This window comes from Psychrobacter cibarius, from assembly GCF_904845955.1.
GTDB lineage: Bacteria > Pseudomonadota > Gammaproteobacteria > Pseudomonadales > Moraxellaceae > Psychrobacter > Psychrobacter cibarius_B.
Genome location: NZ_CAJGYX010000002.1, coordinates 465,053 through 484,143 on the forward strand (window position 1 = coordinate 465,053; position 19,091 = coordinate 484,143).

16 protein-coding genes are annotated in these 19,091 nt (G+C 42.7%); 14 read left to right on the forward strand and 2 right to left on the reverse strand.

Features of this window, described 5'->3' with window-relative positions; all coding sequences use genetic code 11:
* The first annotated feature begins 108 nt into the window (after positions 1-108).
* The 12 genes from gspG to JMV76_RS05515 all read left to right on the forward strand — a co-directional run bounded on the left by gspG (position 109) and on the right by JMV76_RS05515 (position 11,193).
* Positions 109-528, forward strand: coding sequence for a type II secretion system major pseudopilin GspG (gspG, locus tag JMV76_RS05460; RefSeq protein ID WP_374190048.1), 420 nt, complete (start codon positions 109-111; stop codon positions 526-528).
* Positions 529-791: 263 nt separating this feature from the next.
* Positions 792-1,355 (forward strand): protein-disulfide reductase DsbD domain-containing protein, encoded by a 564-nt coding sequence (locus tag JMV76_RS05465; protein ID WP_201501909.1) that lies wholly within the window; start codon positions 792-794, stop codon positions 1,353-1,355.
* Between the two features lie 67 nt (positions 1,356-1,422).
* Positions 1,423-3,555, forward strand: coding sequence for a cytochrome c biogenesis protein CcdA (locus JMV76_RS05470; RefSeq protein ID WP_201501910.1), 2,133 nt, complete (start codon positions 1,423-1,425; stop codon positions 3,553-3,555).
* Positions 3,556-3,914: 359 nt separating this feature from the next.
* A complete protein-coding gene (locus tag JMV76_RS05475) occupies positions 3,915-5,342 on the forward strand; it encodes a phospholipase A (RefSeq protein ID WP_201501911.1) in 1,428 nt (475 codons plus the stop codon).
* A gap of 27 nt (positions 5,343-5,369) precedes the next feature.
* The gene (locus tag JMV76_RS05480; protein WP_201501912.1) at positions 5,370-6,221 is read left to right on the forward strand and encodes a ComF family protein; all 852 of its coding nucleotides are present in this window, start codon (positions 5,370-5,372) and stop codon (positions 6,219-6,221) included.
* Positions 6,222-6,576: 355 nt separating this feature from the next.
* Complete coding sequence (locus JMV76_RS05485) at positions 6,577-7,083, forward strand: GspH/FimT family pseudopilin (protein ID WP_045452525.1); 507 nt, start codon at positions 6,577-6,579, stop codon at positions 7,081-7,083.
* A complete protein-coding gene (pilV, locus tag JMV76_RS05490) occupies positions 7,083-7,649 on the forward strand; it encodes a type IV pilus modification protein PilV (protein WP_201501913.1) in 567 nt (188 codons plus the stop codon). Before JMV76_RS05485 ends, pilV begins: the two co-directional genes overlap by 1 nt.
* A gap of 26 nt (positions 7,650-7,675) precedes the next feature.
* Complete coding sequence (locus JMV76_RS05495; protein WP_227690116.1) at positions 7,676-8,647, forward strand: prepilin-type N-terminal cleavage/methylation domain-containing protein; 972 nt, start codon at positions 7,676-7,678, stop codon at positions 8,645-8,647.
* A 22-nt stretch (positions 8,648-8,669) separates the two neighbouring features.
* Positions 8,670-9,011, forward strand: a complete 342-nt coding sequence (locus JMV76_RS05500) for a PilX N-terminal domain-containing pilus assembly protein (RefSeq protein WP_227690118.1) — start codon at positions 8,670-8,672, stop codon at positions 9,009-9,011.
* 78 nt (positions 9,012-9,089) lie between these two features.
* Positions 9,090-9,842: an IS5 family transposase gene (locus JMV76_RS05505; RefSeq protein ID WP_045456533.1), complete on the forward strand. Its 753-nt coding sequence runs from the start codon at positions 9,090-9,092 to the stop codon at positions 9,840-9,842.
* A 111-nt stretch (positions 9,843-9,953) separates the two neighbouring features.
* On the forward strand, positions 9,954-10,400 hold the full coding sequence (locus JMV76_RS05510) for a hypothetical protein (RefSeq protein WP_201501915.1): 447 nt from the start codon (positions 9,954-9,956) through the stop codon (positions 10,398-10,400).
* A 361-nt stretch (positions 10,401-10,761) separates the two neighbouring features.
* Complete coding sequence (locus JMV76_RS05515) at positions 10,762-11,193, forward strand: pilin (protein WP_201501916.1); 432 nt, start codon at positions 10,762-10,764, stop codon at positions 11,191-11,193.
* A 113-nt stretch (positions 11,194-11,306) separates the two neighbouring features.
* Here JMV76_RS05515 and fdxA read toward each other — a convergent pair whose 3' ends face one another.
* Entirely contained in the window at positions 11,307-11,630 is a 324-nt protein-coding gene (fdxA, locus tag JMV76_RS05520) for a ferredoxin FdxA (RefSeq protein WP_055123496.1), read from the reverse strand.
* A gap of 206 nt (positions 11,631-11,836) precedes the next feature.
* Positions 11,837-14,983 (reverse strand): DNA mismatch repair protein MutS, encoded by a 3,147-nt coding sequence (gene mutS / locus JMV76_RS05525; protein WP_201501917.1) that lies wholly within the window; start codon positions 14,981-14,983, stop codon positions 11,837-11,839.
* 507 nt (positions 14,984-15,490) lie between these two features.
* On the opposite strand from mutS, the gene secA reads away from it, so the two are divergent.
* Both secA and JMV76_RS05535 read left to right on the forward strand, forming a co-directional pair.
* Positions 15,491-18,268: a preprotein translocase subunit SecA gene (gene secA / locus JMV76_RS05530; protein ID WP_201501918.1), complete on the forward strand. Its 2,778-nt coding sequence runs from the start codon at positions 15,491-15,493 to the stop codon at positions 18,266-18,268.
* A 287-nt stretch (positions 18,269-18,555) separates the two neighbouring features.
* Positions 18,556-19,089 carry a hypothetical protein gene (locus JMV76_RS05535; protein ID WP_201501919.1) on the forward strand — a complete coding sequence of 178 codons (534 nt, stop codon included), beginning with the start codon at positions 18,556-18,558 and terminating at the stop codon, positions 19,087-19,089.
* Positions 19,090-19,091: the final 2 nt, after the last annotated feature.

The following is a 19,091-nucleotide window of genomic DNA, read 5'->3' on the forward strand; positions in this document are numbered from 1 at the left end:
ATGACAAAAGCGATGACTATAATTGACAAAATTCAAGTAACTACTATGCCAATAAGTGCCATGAGTGCCAACAAGACAGCTCCTACGAGAGCCAGTCAGCCACTGCCTATGCGTGATAACCAATCTGGATTTACTCTGATCGAGATCATGGTCGTGATTGTAATCTTGGCAATTCTTGCAGGCTTGGTTGTCCCGAAAGTGGTGGGACAAAGTGATAAAGCTCGTGTCAAGACCACTGAAACAGCGCTTTCTACAGTATCCAACGCCCTTGATATGTATAAGGTTGATAATTCACGCTATCCGACTACCGCACAAGGTCTAGAAGCATTAACCACACCGCCAGCAGAAGCCAAAAACTATCCAGATGGTGGTTATATCAAAGGCGGCTATCCAACAGATGGCTGGGAAAATGAGATGCAATATGTCGCACCAGGCAGTGAAGGTCGTCCTTATGACTTATTCTCGCTGGGTGCAGATGGCCAGCAAGGCGGCGAAGGTCAAGATGCTGATCTTTATGCCCAATTATAAGTATTAGCTTGATGAGCAATTAAAATATGGGTAGCTAACGATCCTTTACTCCATAGTATATTTATTGGTGACGGTCGCTCTAATGCTCTTAAATATCAACCAATAAGACCTTATTGGTTGATATTTTTATATCAGTAAATAAGTGGCGTGGCATTCCATAGGAAGTGTCAAACCATCCATTTTTCCAACAATCTATACGTTTGATACCAGTCATATCGCCCCGCTCATTTGTCATTAAAATCAGCCAGTAGAGGTTATTACTCATGTTTACCAACAAACTCAATTCACAAGCCGTCATTATAAATAAACGAGTCTCTAAGTTGCCTCACGCACTTGCAATCATGAGTACTTCATTGATGATAGGGTTGTCAATGGCATCTATGAGCGCTCAAGCTGCAGGTTTGGGCGAGTTATTTGCTAATAATGGTGCCGCAAAATCGAAGTTTTTGCCTGTCGATAAAGCGTTTCAAGTTATCAGCAGCACTAAGGCTACGTCTAAGGGCACGCGCTTATCTATTAATTTTGATATTACGCCAGGTCATTATGTCTATAAAGATCAGCTTACTCTCAGTTTTCCTAAGGGCGTGAGTGCAACCCCCTTTACTTTTAGTCAGTCGCCGGTCTCCATTGACGACCCAACCTTTGGTAAGGTTCCCGTTTTTACCCAAAAAAACATGGTAGCAACCACGACTCTGACTACTAACAATGGTAAAGGCGCAAAAAATGCACCGATTGTCATTGGCTGGCAAGGCTGTGCAAAAGCTGGGCTATGCTATCCGCCAGAGAAAATCAAAACCACGGTTGATATCGCCGTGACACGCAAATAGACCACAAGCCGATCGACTCAAATATTGGTAATAAATAGCATATTAGGTAATAAATAGGTAGCTCTTCATGTCCATCAAGACAATAGAAAAAAAACCATCGCTAACGGTACATCGCTCGTCCAAAAAATCTTATCTACTAGCATTTGCGGTCTCTAGTAGCTCGTTGTTTACAGGACTGGCTGCGATGCCCATGATGACGCACGCGGCAGGGCTGGGTGATTTATTTAGCAGTGATAAAAATGCGGAACAGACGAAATTTTTACCAGTGGACAAAGCTTTCCAAGTCAGTGATAGCAGTAAAACTACCAATAATGGCACGCGCTTAGCCATTAATTTTGACATTACGCCTGAGCATTATGTTTATAAAGACCAAATCAAACTGACGTTGCCAGCTGGCGTGACCGCCGCGCCTTTTACCTTTAGTCAAAAGCCAGTGTCAATCGATGATCCGACATTCGGGAAGGTACTGGTGTTTGACCAAGCGAATATGGTGGCGACGACGACCTTGAGCAGTAGTAATGGTAAAAGCGTCAACGATGCCGCCGTGGTGATTGGTTGGCAAGGTTGTGCCAAAGCAGGACTATGCTATCCACCTGAAAAAATTAAAACGACGATTGATATCGCTGCTGCAACACCACAAATTGCAGGAAGTAGCGCCAGTACTTCTACTCAAGAGTCTGCTAATAATAGTCTGACAGATAATGACAACACCGCCGAGTCAAGTGCAACGGTTGCCGATAGTCTTGCAGCAGAGCAAGCGCTGACTGATGATGGGGTGATTGATTATGCCTTGTTGGATGATGAGGCTTTAGAGGGAGAGCTTGGCGCCACCAATACGATTTCTGGCGCAGATGAACAAGGCGTCGATGGCACTGCGACAAGTGAGGTTTCTGCGACAACCAACAATACTGTCGCTGGAAATAATGCCACTGATAGCGATCCTTTTGGTCTGGCTTCTCATCCTTGGTTGGCATTGGTATTATTGTTTTTAGCAGGGCTGGGTTTGGCATTGACACCATGCGTACTACCAATGTTGCCAATCGTTGCCAATATCGTTGCCCGTGAGGAAAATCCAACGGTGAAACGCGGTGTTATTCTGACCACCAGTTACGCTATTGGCGTGGCAACGGCTTATGGTATTTTGGGCGCAGTTATTGCCGTGTTTGGTGAATCATTAGGCATTATCGGCTGGCTACAAAACCCCATTATCCTGATTGGTTTTGCGATTGTTTTTGTCCTACTTGCACTATATATGCTGGGTGTGTTTAGTATCCGCTTACCGAGATTTATTAGTAATAAAATGCAAGGCTTGAGTCAAGCAGGGGATAGCAAGCTGGGTAGTACGGGCGGTAGTTTAATCGCGGGTTTCTTATCTGCGCTCGTCGTATCGCCTTGTGTTTCTGCGCCATTGTTTGGGGCACTGCTTGCCGTATCGACGATTGGTAGTCCACTACTGGGTTTTGCGGCTTTATTTATGTTGGGTTTTGGTTTATCCGCACCGCTTATCTTAATTGGTGCCACCCAAGGTAAAATTATGCCGAAAGCGGGCGCGTGGATGAACTGGGTCAAGCAAGGTTTTGCCTTATTGCTCTTTGCCGTTGCTTTATTATTAATTGAGCGCGTCTTTATCTCACCCGTGATGCTGATGGTATGGGCGTTATGGTTTATGGTTGTAGCGATGTGGGCGTGGAGTTGGTTGGGTAAAGGTCGTATGCTGACCCAAGCATTAGGGTTAATCGCCGGTATTTGGGCCACATGTTTAGTCATCGGCGCGGCGTTGGGTAACGATGATAGTTTGCATCCGCTGGCATCTTTGAGTGCTGCTCCGACGATGCAGACGACTGGTCAGCCAGCCATGAGTAATACAACAGATAAAACCGTCACATCGCTGACTGAGTTAGATGCCATTATCGCCGCCAACCCTAAAGTGCTTGTCGATGTCACTGCTGAATGGTGTATCGAGTGCCGTATTATGGATAAAAACTTATTTCATAATCGTCCAGCGCAGATGCAGGATTGGCAGTTGGTGAGACTGGATATAACAGAAACTACGGACGATTCTAAAGCAATCTTAGCGCGCTATAAATTGTTTGGCCCGCCAGCATTGCTGTATTATCAAGACGGTCAGTTGACCAATCAACAAGTAGGTGAGATTGATCGTCCAGAATTTGAGCAAACGTTGACGATGCTTAATAACTGATACTTAACAAAACGAATAAGTCTTTTCTAAAGGCTTAACAATACAAAAGAGCCAATGTACTATTCATACAGTACGTTGGCTCTTTTATTTTTATCAATGGTTACCTGACATCCTGACGCTAAGCATTTGGTTTAGCGTTGATTATTGATATTTACATTGGTATAGGGCAGCGATAACGCTAGTATAGTACACACATTTTCATTACAATAAAGCAACAATGCTGAAGGCGCATTACTCGTTGTAATTGCTGACTTCTATGTCTGAATGTCATTGGGTTTATTTTAGCGATGACGCTAATGGTCATACTCATTATCTTATATACTCTGCTGGCGATAATGTCAGTTAGATAAAGGACACTTATGTTTTCCCATATCACCGCACAGCGCCGCCCTATGCCTCTTATTACAGCGCGCAAAAACACTTTATTTCAGACAAGAAAGCATTATTTGAATATTGCTGTTGGTCTAGCGCTAACCTGCTTTACCGTGCAAGTCCAAGCTGCCGATAAAACTCAGAGCGATAATGAGTTACCAGTACCGGAGGCAGCGTTTGAGTTTGAAGATTATCAGGTGTCACAGGATGCCAATACAGCTTCGCAAGATCGCCAAGTAGTCAGTAAAGAATTTATTGCTCAGCAAGCAAAATTGTTTTTTGAATGTACTCAAGTACAGACCAGTGCCGCCCGTTTGGCTTGCTTTGACAAAGTGGCTGAAGAAGGTAAAACACCCAGCTACACCACAACTAAGCAGCCAGTAGATTTGGCAAAAACCTTTCAAAGTACGCTTTCAGGTAATCCGCAAGTTGTCTTTGTAGAAGAGAAATCTACCATTGCTGGTGCTAATAATGGCGCTACTGACTCAGTTGCGCGCGCGCCTGCTACTAATGAAGGTTTAGACACCGTTGGGCTAACGCAAAGAGAAGCACAAGTTTTAGAAAATGTTGGGGTCACTCAAAAAGATATCGAAAAATATACACCGCTTAGCTTATCCTATGATCTTGATAAAAACAGTGAGCGTGGGACTTGGACCGTCAGACCATACCGACCAACCTATGTATTGCCAGTATTTTATACCTTTGACCCTAACCTAGATCCAAGCACGCCGTCACAGGAAACTGAGTCCTTTACTTCTAATGACATACGCAATACTGAACTAAAATTTCAGTTGTCTTTGAAGACCAAAGTTGCCGAAGACTTATTCGATACCAGTGCTGATTTGTGGTTTGGTTATACCCAAGAGTCACATTGGCAAGTCTATAACGAAGATAACTCGCGACCATTCCGTGCCACCGACTATCAGCCTGAAATATTTTTGACTCAGCCAGTGACCGCAGATTTACCTTTTGGTGGTCGTCTTCGTATGCTTGGTGCTGGTGCCATTCATCATTCTAATGGACAAGATGATCCGTTATCACGCTCATGGAACCGTGCTTATCTCATGGCAGGGGCAGAGTGGGGTAAGCTATCAATCGTACCGCGCCTGTGGGCTCGAGTGAATAGTGAAAGCAGCAGCAGTGAAGACAATCCAGATATCGAAGACTACATGGGTTACGGTGATATCAAATTCTTATATGATTTGCCTGATCAACAGAGTCTGAGCGGTACATTCCGCTACAATCCAAGCACCAATAAAGGGGCGGCGCAAGTCGATTATATTTATCCATTATCAGAGAATGTTAATGGCTTTGTTCAGGTTTTCCAAGGCTATGGCGAATCCATCATCGATTATAATCACGAAAATACCTCTATTGGTTTTGGTATCGTACTGAATGATTGGAAAGGTTTCTAATATCAGCGCACATTTTGATAATCGTCCATGCGACTTTTAGCGCCTTATCAAACTGGACTATGGCTGGCAGAGTATCTCGATATACGCTGCCAGTTGTGCCGTGTTTATCGCAGCACGCCACAATCTCAGCTATCTCAAAATTACCTCTTATCAAATATTAGTAGCTTGCCAACGGCTGATTCTATATCGCACTCTCTAAAGACCCTGCCAAACGATCCTTCATTTCTTGCTAATTTGCGCCAGCAATTCAACCACCGTTTTAACAGCGGACTACTTTGCTCACATTGTCATGACAGTATCGCGTGGTTGCCGAAACCTTTCAATGTTGACATTGCTTCTGGTAAAGTTTTATCTATCCAAACGGCGACTTATTATGAGTATCCGCTACGTCAAGCGATCAGAGCTTTTAAGCACCATGAAGACATGACCAAATTGCCGTTATTGTTACATGCTATACGTCAGCTACCACGTCCTCATGGTTGTCATCATGATAATAGCGTGATTGTCGCCATGCCAACAACCGAGCAACGACTGGTCAAACGTGGCTTCGATCCTGTCAGTATTTTATCCGCACAATTGTCTAAGCATTGGCAGATACCTTTATGGCATGGTGTAAAGCGTATTGACGACACTGTCAGTCAGCAAGGGCTTACACGTGCTGAGCGCCTGAGTAATCTAGACAATGCTTTTGTTTTAATCGAAAAGCCTCCTGTGAAACGCTTATTATTGTTTGATGATGTTGCGACCACGGGTGCTAGTTTACAAGCATTGGGGCGTACACTGCTTACCCCGTCTGAAACAGTCACCATGTCAGATATTCAAGCCAATCGTAAATACCATCTTTCTGCCTATGCTTTAGCGCATGGAAATCAGTCTTAAAATCTGTTCCTCTCTATTGATAATCACTAATATGTTGCCTTAACGCTATATTATTAAAATAATATATGTTTATTTGTTATTAATATCCAAGATATGATGCTTATCACTCAATAGCATTGCTTATAAAATGATGTTTTCTAAATAGCTTGCATAACTGCTATGGCTATTGTTATTTCTATGCAAAACTTTTGTTAAATATTATGGAACAAAAATTGCAGCATTTTGATTAAATGACAATAAAAAGACTGGCAAAAATGATATGAAAATATGAAGTCATTGTTAGTTTTTTGGTCCAGTATTGGTATTGGACAAACAATAGTTATTATAAAATTGCCGTTATAAATAGGGATTTGATGTGAACGCATCTACAAATAATCTACCACTTACGCTACGAACAACCAACTCAGGATTTACCCTGATTGAACTGATGGTAACGATTGCTGTGCTTGCTATTATTGTCGGTATTGCCGCGCCCAGCATCAGTAATCAGTTGGCTAATCAAAGAGTGAAGTCAACGACTGCGACGCTCGTTAATGCACTAAAAGAAGCTAAGGTGGAGAGTATACTCCGTCGTCAGAATGTAACTGTTATATATACGAATACTACCACACCTAAAACAATCAGATTACAAGCTGGCGGCAACGATATATCTAGCTATAGTATCAGTGATAAAAGTGTTGTTACCCAAACGATTACCCCATCTACGGTAAGCAATATTGTTTTTCAACCAAATAAGAAAATGGCTAATAACGCCACAGTAGTATATACCATCTGTGATAGCGGTTCTAATAGTGAGACGCCTAAACAAGTAAGTCTTACTAACATTGCTAATGTTAATACTCTAAATGCTGGGAGTTGTTAATGAGGATTGGAAACACACAAGCAGGCGTGGGATTAATAGAAGTGATGGTAGCATTACTATTGCTAGCTGTAGCTGTACTAGGATTTAGCGCCATGCAAATGTCAGCGATAAAAGCAACAGACGAAAGTTTAATGCGCACTCGTTCTTTAGCGATTATGCGAGGCGGAGCAGAGACAATGCGTACTAACCCTAGCGGTATTGCTGCTTTCAAAACAGCGATAAACGGATCTTCAGATAGTGTTACTGTTGATAGTAAAGTTATAACTAAAAGTAGTTGTGTTACGAGTGCTAATACTGCACCTACAGCAGCAGCCAGTTGTACTATTAATCAGCTGGCGACACGTGATGGATTATTACTAAAATCATATGCAAGCGCTAATGATATTAATATTGGTATGGCACCAAACGGCTGTCCTGGCACGTCGGGCAATCAAGAACTTCAGTGTTTTGTGGCAAGCTGGGGAGATACTACCGTTGATTTGAGTGATACTGCACCTAAAGCTTGTGCCAAGGCAAATGGCAGTTATAAAAATGGAGCCGAGTGCTTTATTATGGAGGCTTATTGATGTCATATAATTATCAAAGAAAGTATATGAATGATCATCAAGCAGGCTTTACGTTAATAGAGCTCATGATTTCTTTAGTACTTGGTTTAATCGTATCTGCAGCCGTTATTCAAGTATATCTGATTAATGTAAAAACAAGCAGTATTCAGGCCAGTGGTAGTGAGTTACAGGATGCCAGCGTGTTTGGATTACAACAATTAGAAAAAAGTATTCGCCTAGCCAATCTTGGTAATCCAACCACTGCAATTGATGGTACTACACCTAATGGCGGCATTGTCCTGACAGGTCTTAATCTTGGCATTCCAGTGTTACCGACTCCTTATCCTAATACGGGATATCTAACAAGACGTGCAGGAGATAGTGGCGTTGGCGCGAATGGTTGGTCCGGTATATCAAATACCAATACCAATAGCGATCAGCTGACAATTCAATATACCAATATAACAGGCGCTCCAATGATAGATTGTGAGGGTGCAGTCGCTGCTGTCAATGATATCGTTGTTGAGCGTTATTTTGTACGTCAGGCAACCGGAGATATCAGTACTGGTGCTATCAAAGATTTAGCATTGGCATGTGATGCCGGACGCGTAAATAAAACTGGTGGTATAGCTACTTTTACACCTTCATCTGATTCCAAAAATTTTGGTCAAGCAGGGCAAGAGTTTATCGTCAATGTTGATCAGTTTAAAGTGTTATTAGGTGCCCAGTACACAACTGGTGCTAATGCAGGGCAAACTATTTATCTCCCTAGCAGTGCCTACTCAGCGATAATGACTGGTAAGCCAGCAATCACTTCTGTAAAGATTGGCTTAATTGTTCATGGTAGTACACCTATTATAGGGAGTGCTGAGCAGTCGGAATTTGCCCTGTTAGGACAGTTGCCTGCAAATAATAAACTGAAGACAGATAGCAGTAGTAAAAAGAAAGTCCGTAGCACTTATGAGACCACAACGTTATTACGCAACGCTCGTGTCGTAAACATAAATACTAGCCTATAGCATATTGGTAAGGAGACTAAAAGTGATTCGACATCAGGATTTATCTAGTTCGACACAAAAGCGTATCAATATTGGCTTGGCATATCGGAGTACCGAGCAAGGGGCGACGCTGATAGTAGTCCTATTGTTTTTAGTGCTTATTATGTTGGCAGGGGCTATCGCGGTCAGACAAAGTACGACAGATCTCAAAGTTGCGACTAGCGATCAAATCAATACGGTATTATTGCAATCAGCAGATAGTGCCAACCAAAAGCTAGAGACAATGGTAAATGGTAGTCCAGCATCTGAAGGATATAAAGATGTGACAAGTGCAACAGGTGCTCTCGGTCATTTTTTATTATTTGAAGGGAATAGGGCGTGTTGAACATTGAGAGTAAATTATGGCAAAAAAAATAGCGAACGGTTAATCTTTAAGTTCTCACACCAAAAGATCTCGTTCGCTATGCCTCGCACAATGCTCAAAGATGAACACTGGACCAAACTAAGACCTATCTTACTAAAACTGAATATCTATGACAAAGGAAATCTTCGATGTACCGTTGAAGGTATTCTTTATCGGATGCGCGTTGGTTGCCCTTGGCGTGACTTACCCGATTATTTTGGTAAGCCCAACACCGTCTACAAAGCTTATCGACGCTGGTTTCGCAGTAATAAGTTGATTGCGCTATTTTCTTTGTTAATCAAAGATTCAGACCTTGAATGGGTCTTTATTGATGGTACTCATATTAAAGCGCATCAGCATAGCAGTGGCGGTCATGAGAATCTGCAAGGTATTAGTAAAAGTGTGGCAGGACGTGCGACTAAGATTCACTTAGCAGTTGATGCACATGGCAATCCCATCAATTTTCTCTTGTCAGATGGTACTACTCATGATGTGAAAGTGGCTCCAGACTTAATTGATAACATAGATTTGAGCGCAACAGTGACTGTATGTGCTGATAAGGGCTATGATTCTGATGCGCTACGTGCTCATATTAAACAAGTGGGCTGCTTCAATAACATCCCTCGGAAAAGAAATACAAGGTCCTCTAACGATCATATGGACTGGCACTTGTACAAAGCTCGCCACTTAGTAGAAAACGCTTTCGCTAAGCTAAAAAATTACAGAGCAGTTGCAACCAGATTTGATAAGCTCAAACAAAGTTATGAAAACACTGTGGCTTTGGCTTGTGCTTATCTTTGGTTGAAATTATGAATGTTCAACACGCCCTAATCTTACTATGAATCTAAAATCTAAATTTAGCTTAATCTATTTGTTAATAGTCTTAGTTTTATTATCGATGACTGTAATTATAATGAAAAACCTATGGTATCCATATCCGCTCCTACATGCGGCTGGCACTCAACCATTATTACAAATAATAGTTTTAGTCAATATAGGCCTTGCGTTTGGCTTAGCTATAATGATTTTCGTAAAAAGAAGTCGGACTTTGTAAAAGATATTGTAACTTCTATGCTCGTACAGCTGTTATTCTTGATGGTTTCAACATATGGAGTCTATCAAATAAAACCCGTATGGATAGCTTATAACGTCGATCGTTTTGAACTTATTCTATCCACCGATTTGGTCAATATTAATATTCATAACGCGGATAAATCTTTTAAAAGTCCCAGTTATTTCTCTCCACAGTATGTTGGTGTCGAGTTTTCGAAGGATAATGAAGAGCGCAACAATAATATGTTTGATGAAGTGCTCCAAGGCATATCTATTGCGCAAAGACCAGAGAGAGATATATACCTATTCAGCAAGTAAGCGCGCAAATAAAAGATCGTGCACAGGATTTAGCACTACTAGAGCAGTATAATAATAAAAATGATATCCATTCTGTATTGAAAAGATATCCACAAGCGGATAGTTTTGTACCTTTACAAGCAAAGGCGGTAAATATGACGGTACTGCTGAGTAAAGATAACGATAATCAACTAGTGGAAACCGTAGATTTGCGTCCTTGGTAAATCTAAAAAAGTATCTAAACAATCATAATGTGGGCATTTTCAGCATATAGCTATAAAAACTCAGTATTTACATGTTGAGTTTGTTCTTCTTATGCAAATATATAATGCTGGTACAGTGTGTGCATTAACTAATACACGCTTACGATATATTAGTCATTATGAAACCCCTCACCATTTATTATAATAAAACCCAAGTTGGGTTTACTTTAATAGAGCTAATGATTGTTATTGCCATTATTGGTATTTTAGCATCTATAGCTATCCCTGCTTATCAAGAATATACCACTCGCGCCCGTGCGTTGGAAGCCGTTATAGCGGGTGCTGCGGTCAAAACGATAGTCACACAGAACATCGCCAACAATGGCGGCACTATGCCAACCGATGCCTGTGTTGGATTTACAAATATCAATACCGCAAGCAATAATTTAATGAGCGTTGAATGTGAGACTGCAACAGGCGCTATAACTATGCTTACAACAGCCAAAGCTGGTGCGACTACTTTTACTCTAACGCCAACTGCAACAGCTAATGGAGTATCGTGGGTATGCTCAGCTGATATAACCAGATATGCGCCTAATAATTGCCGTTAATGGCTAAATAGTGAGCTTTTTATATAAGCTAATGTAATAAAAAACCACCCAATCACAAAGTCGTTATTAGGTGGTTTTTTATCTCAATACATTGAGCAGTTTTTAAGTTTTAGCTACTTCTCTAAATACTGAATCTTACCTTCCACGCCATCCCATTTCTCAGCTTCTGGCAATTGTCCCTTCATCTCAGTGATGTTTGGCCACTTTTGCGCCAGCTCTTCGTTTAGCTGGGTGAACATCTCTTGCCCTTTTGGTACTTCATCTTCTGAGAAGATCGCATTGGCAGGGCATTCAGGCTCACATAGTGCGCAGTCGATGCACTCGTCAGGATCGATGACGAGGAAGTTTGGGCCTTCATAAAAGCAGTCCACAGGACAGACTTCCACACAGTCGGTGTATTTGCAAAGAATGCAGTTATCTGTAACGACAAAGGTCATAGTGAGGTCTACCTGTTATTGGATTGGCTGATATGGTTCATCCCTTTTAAAAGAGTTACTGTGCTCACCGTGCGAGAAGTATTATTGGTACATCCGCACTTGATTGCCTTGATTTTCTTTTAAAGTGAATCAACGATAAGGGCTACATAGAATAGTTGGAAAATAAGGCACATTTTAACGCCTTTACGGCTAATTGACAATTCCCTTTAATGACTAATGATTTTCTTCAAATGATAGAGTAAATCATGGGCTTGCTTTGGCGTTAAGGTATCAGGATCAATCGCGCTTAGCTCATCTTGTAAGCTAAACAGCTGATTTTGTTGTGGAATATCAGTCATTATTTGAGATTGATTGGTGGTTTTTATATCGGCTTTCTCTATTTCATGACCATTCATATGATTGCATTTATCATTTACTGACTTAGCTAATTCATTTTTGTCATCAACGGTTCTCACGTTTTCTACCCTGCTAGGGTCTAATTTTAAGTTATCTGCTAAGTAGCGCTTGGCATCATCCAGTGCTTGGGTAGGAATCCCTGCCATTTTTGCCACATGCAGACCAAAACTAGAACTTGCTGCACCGTCTTTGATTTGATGCAGTAGTAACAGTTGATCGTCGATTTCACTGGCAGCGACATGGACGTTGCGGATTAGTTTATCATTGCTGCCACTGCTTTCTTTATAGTTTTCCGCCAATTTTGTCAGCTCAAAGTAGTGGGTGGCAAATAACGTCAGGCAGCCAATCTCTAGCAGTCGATTGACGCAAGCATGAGCAATGGCTAAACCGTCAGTGGTCGCTGTGCCGCGTCCGACTTCATCCATCAGCACCAACGATTTATTGGTTGCTTGATTGAGAATATTAGCCGTCTCAATCATCTCTACCATAAAGGTGGATTTGCCGCCCGCCAAATCATCAGCTGAGCCAATACGGGTAAAGATACGGTCGATATCGCCGATGTGCGCACGCGCTGCTGGCACAAAGCTGCCGCAATGAGCGAGCAGGACAATCAATGCCGTTTGGCGCATATAGGTTGATTTACCACCCATATTAGGCCCAGTAATCATCAACAGTCTTTCAGGGTTTTCATCACTGCCTATTGCACAATCATTAGCGACAAAATAGCTGCTATGCTTGGCAGGAGTATTGCTGTGAGTATGAACAGGGTTTAGTGCGGCTTCGACGACGACATGACGACCTGCTTTAATATCAATACTGGTTTGACTGTTATGGTTCAAGCCATTTTTTGAGTGACTATTTTCTAAGCCACTATCTTCTTTTGAGTCGTTACTCATGACTGGGCGCTGCCAGTTATACATAACTGCTAGATGTGCCCAATTACTGAGAACGTCTATTTGGGCGATAGCAGCGCTTAGTTGTTGCAGTTCGGCTAAATGGTTGCTGAGTTCAGTTAAGAGTTCGTGATACAGCTGCTTTTCACGAGTCAATGCTAAGCTTTGCGCGCTTAGATATTCAGTTTCGACTGTTTTTAGCTCATCAGTGATAAATCGCTCGCTACTTTTCAGCGTTTGCCGACGGATAAAATGTGCTGGTGCATTTTTTGCCTGCATTTTAGGCAGTTCAAAATAAAAGCCGCTCACTTTATTAAAGCCTACTTTTAGACTGGGTAATTGGCTCTCTAAACGCGCGCGTTCCACCATCTCATCCAATGTCACTTGGATATTGTCATGCAGATGAGTGAGGCGATCAAACTCAGCATCGTAACCTGCGGCAAGCATGCCACCATCACGGATATGGGCGGGCGGTTCTGCGATAATGGCTCGCTCAATCAGCTCAGCGACAGACTGTATGGCAGGTAACTGTGCAGGCAATTGTTGCATTAGCATCGGCAACAGTCCTGCTTGCTCATGGCGAATACCTGCATTCGTCAGTAGCGTCGTAAGCTGGGCGCTACTAGCAATACCCTCAGCAAGTTTACGCAGGTCACGCGGCTTAGCACTCATTAGCCCAATACGGCTACTAATACGTTCCATATCACTGATAGCGTTTAAGGTTTCGCGTAAGCTGGTAACTAATGAGATATTTCCCGAGCTTTGCTCAGACTGTTTATCAGTATTTAACAAACTGTTTATCGCATCTAAGCGCAAATTGATACGCGAATGCTGACGCAGTGGGCGTTTCATTTGCTGCACGAGTAAGCGTCGACCCATCGGCGTTTGACAATGATTGAGGACAGATATTAATGATGTACCATTACTGCTAACGGGGGTAAATAGCTCAAAATTTTGCTGACTATTGGCATCAATAATCAAATAATCCTTACTGTATTCAACGATCAGCTGATTAAGTTGTGGCACATGACGCTGCTGAGTTTGCCGCGCATAATGTATTAGCGCTGCACAGCTAGATTGAGCAAGAAGTGCGTCATTGATTCCTAGTCCATCGAGGCGCTGCACGTCAAACTGCTGGCAAAGGGTTGCGCTGGCATGCTCACGGTGGAAGTCATTTGCCGCCACTTCGATAATCGGACAGTCGAGATTTTGACGTAGCCATAACATCCAATCTTCGCCGATACGGTCGTTAAGTGCTTCGCTAACGATACATTCACTAGGCGCAAAGCGTGCCAACACCGTCAGCATTTGCGTTTGCAAATTTTTAACATCATCAGGGCTGTTATTATAGCTGGCACTAAGCGTTTGCGTCGTTAGTGTTCCAGCGGCTAAATCCATTTGGCTAATGGCAGCTTGCACAGGTTGTTTGCTGTTCGATTTAGGTATCTCGATATCAATGGCGACCACAGTTGGCGTATGATTGGGCGCAATTAAAGCATCATCAGTAATCGTTCCTGCGGTCAGGGTTTTAACCACCTCACGGCGCATAATACTGCCAGCAGCAGATTTGCTTTTATCTTTTTTCTGCTTATCGCCCATCGTCGGAGCATTAGACGGACTACTCGTGTTGTCAGTGTCAGTGCCAGTGGCTGATTCGTCAATTTGCTCACACACAACGACGGTTTGCCCAGCAGCTATCAACCTTGCCATGTAGCTATCGGCCGCATGAAAAGGCACACCTGCCATGGCAATGGTATTGCCCGCTTTATCCGTACCACGGCGAGTCAAGGTGATGTCTAATATTTGTGCAGCGCGCTTGGCATCATCAAAAAATAACTCATAAAAATCACCCATGCGGTACAGCAGTAACGCTTGTGGATAGTTAGCTTTCATGGTTAGATATTGCACCATCATCGGCGTATGATCTGCCAAGTGATAAACGGTATCGCCTACCATCAACTGATCGGCGGTCAAAGGTGTCGCGGTCTGTTGTTTTGATATTGCGTACTTCGACGGAGTAGGTTTTTCGGCGTTAAGGTTTTGAGCGGATGGCTTAGCGGTCATGCAGAGTCTCTTATAATGCTTAAATGGGTTTTTTAGTCTGTTGGCGTTAGATGGACGACGGTATATACATATCAGCGTAAAAAAATAGATGAGAAAAACACTCGCTTATGAGTGGTTAATTTGCAAGATTCTGGTTGATTTTTACCAAAATAGCTTTATTAAAGGGTCATCATAACGCGCAAATTTAGCAGTCGAAAAACTAAGAAGTGTGAAAGTGTAAATACTATTTTAGCACGTCCTGCCGCGCTTTTACGTCGGCAAATATCTACTCGCTGCCCTTGTATCCATCGGCGTCATAACCATATATAATGACGTCACACTTAATTGGGCGATACTTCATTAGGCGACACTTCATTGGGCAGTACCTTATTAATCAGTGCTTTGTTAAGAGGTGCTTTGTTAACAAAAGGTACTTAGTCAGGTGATGACTGTAATGACAAGGCGGCAGCGGGCGAAGCTTTGGCTAATGCGCACTAATTATCGAATATTTCCATAGGTCAAAAAATTATGTTATCAAAGATTATAGGCAGTGTGGTTGGCACTAAAAATGACCGCGAATTAAAGCGCATGCGCAAAGTGGTCAGCAAAATCAACGCACAAGAGGCTGCGGTACAAGCCCTGTCTGATGAGCAATTACAACAAAAAACTGAAGAGTTTAAAGCAAGGCACCAACAAGGTGAAAGCTTAGATGCACTACTACCAGAAGCGTTTGCCGTCTGCCGTGAAGCGTCATTACGCGTCAATGGTATGCGTCATTATGATGTGCAGCTGATCGGTGGTATCACCTTGCACGAAGGCAAAATCGCTGAGATGAAAACGGGCGAAGGTAAAACCCTAATGGGTACTTTGGCGATGTACCTCAATGCCATCAGCGGCAAGGGTGTGCATTTGGTTACGGTCAACGATTATTTGGCGGCACGTGATGCTGAATTGAACCGTCCATTATTTGGCTTTTTGGGCATGACCGTCGGTGTCATTTATTCACAACAACCGCCGCAAGAAAAAATCGACGCTTATCAAGCGGATATTACTTACGGTACCAATAACGAATATGGCTTTGATTATCTGCGCGATAACATGGTTTTTAGTTTAAAAGAGAAAAAGCAGCGTCCATTAAACTTCTGTATTATCGATGAAATTGACTCTATTTTAATCGATGAGGCTCGTACGCCGCTGATTATCTCAGGTCAAGCCGAAGACTCTTCACGTATGTATGCGCTGATTAATACCATTATCCCGGTGCTGATTCGCTCAAAAGACGAAGAGGCCAATAAGAATAACGAAGAAGAAGATTTCTGGATTGATGAAAAAAATCGTCAAATCGAAATCAGTGAAAAAGGCTATGAAAAAATTGAGCGCTTCTTAATCGAAGTCGGTGAGTTGGGTGAAAATGAAAGTTTATACAGCCCAAGCCGTTTGCCATTATTGGCTCACGTACAAGCTGCCATTCGCGCCCATCATGTATTCGTTAAAAACGTACACTATATCGTCGATGATGGTGAAGTGGTTATCGTTGATGAAAACACCGGTCGTACCATGCCGGGTCGCCGTTGGTCAGAAGGTCTGCATCAAGCGGTAGAAGCCAAAGAAAACGTCGAAATTCAAGCAGAAAACCAAACGCTTGCGACCACGACGTTCCAGAACTACTTCCGTTTGTATGAAAAATTATCAGGCATGACAGGTACCGCTGATACCGAAGCAGCAGAATTTAAATCAACTTATGACTTAGATGTCATCGTGATTCCAACGCACGAGCCGATTGCTCGTATCGATATGGATGACCAGATTTTCTTAACCAAGCTAGGCAAATACAAAGGTATCATTCGCGAAATCAAAGAGATTCAAGCCAAAGGTGCCCCAGTCTTGGTTGGTACGGCGACGATTGAAGCCAGTGAAGAGTTGTCTTACTTGCTCGATCAAGAGGGCGTCAAGCATAACGTCCTAAACGCCAAACAACACGAACGTGAAGCCGAAATCATCGCGCAGGCAGGTAGTCCAAAGGCTGTGACGATCGCGACCAACATGGCAGGTCGTGGTACCGATATTATCCTTGGTGGTAACTGGCAGTCGTTTATTGAAGATATCGATTCGGTCAGTCCTGAAGAAATGGCACGCCTAAAAGCAGAATGGCAAGTCAAACATGACCAAGTGGTCGCGGCTGGTGGTTTGCATATCATTGGTTCTGAGCGCCATGAATCACGTCGTATCGATAACCAGCTACGGGGTCGTGCCGGTCGCCAAGGTGACCCTGGGATGTCGCGTTTCTTTTTATCGCTCGAAGATGACTTGATGCGTATCTTTGCTGGTGATCGCGTCGTAAATATGATGCGTGCCATGGGTCTTAAAGAAGATGAAGCCATTGAGCATAAGATGGTCTCAAAATCGATTGAAAATGCCCAAGGTAAAGTAGAAAGCCGCGATTTTGATGCGCGTAAAAATCTGTTGAAATATGATGACGTCGCCAATGAGCAGCGTAAAGTGATCTATGGTCAGCGTGATGACTTGCTAGCAGAGATGGACTTGCTTGAAGCCATTGAGATTATGCACGAAGAAGTTTATAACGCCATGATTAACCAGTTTATTCCACCAGGTTCTATCGATGACCAATGGAATATTGATGGCTTAGAAGACGAGCTTGAAAATGAATTTAAGATTGCGATGCCGATCAATGATTGGCTCGATGAAGATCGTCGCTTAGATGAAGAAGGGTTGCGTGCCAAAATCATCCAAACGGCTATCGATCGCTATCATAGCCGCCGTGAGCAGATGGGCGAAAAAGATGCTGCTCAGCTTGAGCGTCACTTTATGCTACAGAGCTTAGACAAGCATTGGAAAGAGCATTTGACCCAAATGGATCAGCTACGTAAAGGGATTCATCTGCGTGGTTATGCACAGAAAAACCCTGAGCAAGAATATAAGCGTGAATCATTTGAGCTGTTCCAAATGATGCTTGGCGCAATTAAATCTGAGACCGTTCAAGATTTATCACGTGTCCATATTCCGACCAAAGAAGAGCTAGAAGCGCTGGAAATACAGCAGCGTGAGAATGCTGCTCATATGCAAATGCAGTTCGAGCATAGTGATATTGATAATATGGATAGCGGGGCTGAAAAAGCCGCCGCGCAAAATCGCAATCTTGCTGGTAGTGCGGTCGCAGGTGCTATGGTAGGTAGTGGTAATAATGCCAATGAGGCAGACCCATACGCTGGTATGAATATCAGTCGTAACGCCCCATGTCCTTGTGGTTCAGGTCTTAAGTACAAGCAATGTCATGGTAAAATATAGCATTCATAAGCGAATATTGATAATAAACAGCTAAGCATTGCTGCTTATATATCTTTAATATTCGTTAGTCTCAAAAGCCCTTATCTATTTTAGATAAGGGCTTTTCTGTATTTGCTCGTATTCTTTGTCTCTACATTATCTTGAATCGACCATATTATTTGTAGACAGTAAAGTTGATTCTTCACAAACGTGTTGGCTATATTTTGTATTGATTACTTACAAATTCAACATAGGCGTGAATTTATGGACACGTTATAGTGTTTAACATATTCATTGGGGAAAGTGTTATGACTATAGAATTATTAAAAAAATTGCGCACTTCTGTGGCGCTGACTGGGCTACTTGCTGGCGTTCTGACGCTTGGTGCTTGTCAGCAACAGTCAGATACAGAAGCGGGTACAGATGATGGTGCTCATAGCGAAGAAACGGTACCGATGTCCGCTGAACCTGCTGAGCCTAATGAGGTGGTTGTCGATACAGCGGATGCATCGCTCAGTGAAGTACAGGATGATACCGTAGCTTCGGTAAATAGTGACGTCAGTCAAATAGCTTATCTTTGCTCACCTGAGCTGAAAGTTAATGCAACTTATAAAGAAGATGCCAAGCAAGTAGTCATCGCGACTGATGCGGGTACGGTGACATTAAATAAAACCAATGATGCCAGTAATCCAGAAGTGTTCGAAGTAGCAACTGCTATTGATGGCAGTAAGGGCTTTACCCAGTGGCGTGTAGCACACGAAGCGCGTGAGACGGGTGTGATGCGTACAGCAGGTACAGATGCGGCGAATGTCAGCACTTATGAATGTAAAAAAACCTCATAATA

Bases quoted from the DNA above. Each gene is read 5' to 3' on its own strand.
- gspG (WP_374190048.1), top strand. From the start codon at position 109: ATGCGTGATAACCAATCTGGATTTACTCTGATCGAGATCATGGTCGTG.
- JMV76_RS05465 (WP_201501909.1), top strand. From the start codon at position 792: ATGTTTACCAACAAACTCAATTCACAAGCCGTCATTATAAATAAACGA.
- JMV76_RS05470 (WP_201501910.1), top strand. From the start codon at position 1,423: ATGTCCATCAAGACAATAGAAAAAAAACCATCGCTAACGGTACATCGC.
- JMV76_RS05475 (WP_201501911.1), top strand. From the start codon at position 3,915: ATGTTTTCCCATATCACCGCACAGCGCCGCCCTATGCCTCTTATTACA.
- JMV76_RS05480 (WP_201501912.1), top strand. From the start codon at position 5,370: ATGCGACTTTTAGCGCCTTATCAAACTGGACTATGGCTGGCAGAGTAT.
- pilV (WP_201501913.1), top strand. From the start codon at position 7,083: ATGAGGATTGGAAACACACAAGCAGGCGTGGGATTAATAGAAGTGATG.
- JMV76_RS05495 (WP_227690116.1), top strand. From the start codon at position 7,676: ATGAATGATCATCAAGCAGGCTTTACGTTAATAGAGCTCATGATTTCT.
- JMV76_RS05505 (WP_045456533.1), top strand. From the start codon at position 9,090: ATGCCTCGCACAATGCTCAAAGATGAACACTGGACCAAACTAAGACCT.
- JMV76_RS05510 (WP_201501915.1), top strand. From the start codon at position 9,954: ATGGTATCCATATCCGCTCCTACATGCGGCTGGCACTCAACCATTATT.
- JMV76_RS05515 (WP_201501916.1), top strand. From the start codon at position 10,762: ATGAAACCCCTCACCATTTATTATAATAAAACCCAAGTTGGGTTTACT.
- fdxA (WP_055123496.1), bottom strand. From the start codon at position 11,630: ATGACCTTTGTCGTTACAGATAACTGCATTCTTTGCAAATACACCGAC.
- mutS (WP_201501917.1), bottom strand. From the start codon at position 14,983: ATGACCGCTAAGCCATCCGCTCAAAACCTTAACGCCGAAAAACCTACT.
- secA (WP_201501918.1), top strand. From the start codon at position 15,491: ATGTTATCAAAGATTATAGGCAGTGTGGTTGGCACTAAAAATGACCGC.
- JMV76_RS05535 (WP_201501919.1), top strand. From the start codon at position 18,556: ATGACTATAGAATTATTAAAAAAATTGCGCACTTCTGTGGCGCTGACT.